Origin of the sequence: Streptomyces millisiae, from assembly GCF_031845425.1 — a bacterium.
Classification (GTDB): domain Bacteria; phylum Actinomycetota; class Actinomycetes; order Streptomycetales; family Streptomycetaceae; genus Streptomyces; species Streptomyces millisiae.
Genome location: NZ_JAVREM010000150.1, coordinates 1 through 1,932 on the forward strand (window position 1 = coordinate 1; position 1,932 = coordinate 1,932).

At 66.6% G+C, this 1,932-nt stretch carries 1 protein-coding gene; it reads left to right on the forward strand.

Annotated features, from left to right (window positions below; genetic code table 11):
- Positions 1-12 precede the first annotated feature (12 nt).
- Positions 13-891 carry a phosphotransferase gene (locus RNC47_RS35900; RefSeq protein WP_311605033.1) on the forward strand — a complete coding sequence of 293 codons (879 nt, stop codon included), beginning with the start codon at positions 13-15 and terminating at the stop codon, positions 889-891.
- Positions 892-1,932 lie beyond the last annotated feature (1,041 nt).

The following is a 1,932-nucleotide window of genomic DNA, read 5'->3' on the forward strand; positions in this document are numbered from 1 at the left end:
CAGCTCGACTATCTGGCGACGGAACTCCGGCGGGTAAGCCGGACGCGTCCTTGGCACGATGAACTCCTCCTTGCGGGACCCAGTGTCCCAAAGCGAAAGGTTGTCCATCAAACCGGGGCAACTTCAACCCACGGCCGCCTGCCAATGTCCCTATGGTCGTACGTGCCCCACACCGCGACCGCCGAAGGTGGCCTGACGGGTGCACGGTGGGCAGCCGTCGGCACGGCGATGGGCCGCCTCCACACCCGACTCGCCACCCACCCCGCCGCCGCACCCACCCTGGAACCTGGCGCCGCAGTGTGCGACGTGGTCACCGCTCGGGACCGCTTCGAGCGCCTGATTCATGCGTACCAGCAGAAACGCAGGCTCGGGGAATTCGAGACGTGGGCGCTGCAGGCGGCGCGTGAGCGACAAGCCATCCTGGGGGACGTCGAGCGCACCCTCGCTTCGCTTCCACAGCTGACCGTCCAGGTCCTGCACGGCGACATGGCCGGCCCCAACCTTCTGTTCCGAAACAACGAGGTAGCCGCGATCGTGGACTTCCGACCGCCCACACCCGGGTACCTCGCCTGGGAGATCGCGCGTCTTGGCTGCGACCCCAAGAGCGTGCTGGACAACAGTGCGGAGAGCTGGCTCACCGGATACACCGATCTCGCCCTGGCCTACCGGGACGCCAACCCGAAGGCGTCCGCAGACGACCTCATGTCCTCGCTTCGTGTCGGCTGTGCAGCCATGCTCTGCTCGGCCTTTCCGCTGTCGGTACCAGTAGAACGACCCCACATCGTCGACGCCGCACTTGAGGCCTACGGGCGGGTGCGGCACGAGGCAGCTCTGAAGCTGCTGGACCAGCTACCTGTCATGGAGGAGGCCCTGCGTGACGCTCTTCGCTGAGTTCACGGCCCTCATGGCCGGCGTAACCGGTCATCATCGAACCCGTCCCAAGCCCGCCCAGCTGGTGAGGCATCACTGATCGCCACTGCGGTGGATGCCGGCAGCTTCGTCGCGGCGGCGCAGTAGCTCCGTGATGGGTGTTGCTATCGCTTCCGGGTCGTCTGCGATGCCTGACATGGGTGTCCGGTTCGCGTGTTTGTGCGGTGTGTGGTGTCTCAGTGAGGGGTGTTGGCCAGGGCCTGGGTGAGGTGGTGGACACCAGGGGCGTGGGGGTGGTGGCGGCTGAGGGCGGTGGCGATGGCGCGGATCGTGGGGCGGTCGCGGACTTCGGTGGGGGCGTGGTGCCAGGCGGCAAGGAGGTGGTGGGCGGTCTGGTCGGGCTTGCCGGCCTGCCACCAGGCGCGGGCGAGGTCGGTGTGGAGGCGGCCTCGGCGCTCGACGCCGACGCGGTCGATCCGCTCGGCAAGGTGGAGTTCATGCCGCCGGACGGCAGGATCGTGGCTCCAGCGGTCGGGCTCATCCTGCGATGTATGTCCGAACGACTGTTACGCCGCCGCCTGCCTCACGGAACTGCTCGACGGAGGCTAGATAGCAGACGCGACAGAAGTCGCGCTCCTGTTGCAGCCCAGGCCAAGTCAGTAGCACGCGCGCGACTGCGGGCGGGGGTGTCCTGTCGTGATCTGGACCACCATACAGTTGGCACACCTTCGCCTTCTCCATCACCCCGCTCCCCTCTGCGACTACATGGTAACCTACTGTACTCGCAGCGTTGGTCGACGGAGCAGCGGACGGCCTGCCCCAGGATGCAGCAGCGATCCGGGGCGGGGGATCTTGCGACCCTCGCGTCAACCGGTAGAGACCGCGGGTCCGGCGCCTGTGTCAATGCGGTTGGTCCTGGAGTCCGGCTCTGAGGGGTGTCAACGGCCATTGAGTCGTCCCCGCTTGTGAGGTCCGGAGAGATGCTTGACAGTTCGGTCCTGGGACATGCTTGACGGTGTCTCGCTCGATGCTTGACGGTTCCAGGTGATGGTTGACGGTTAG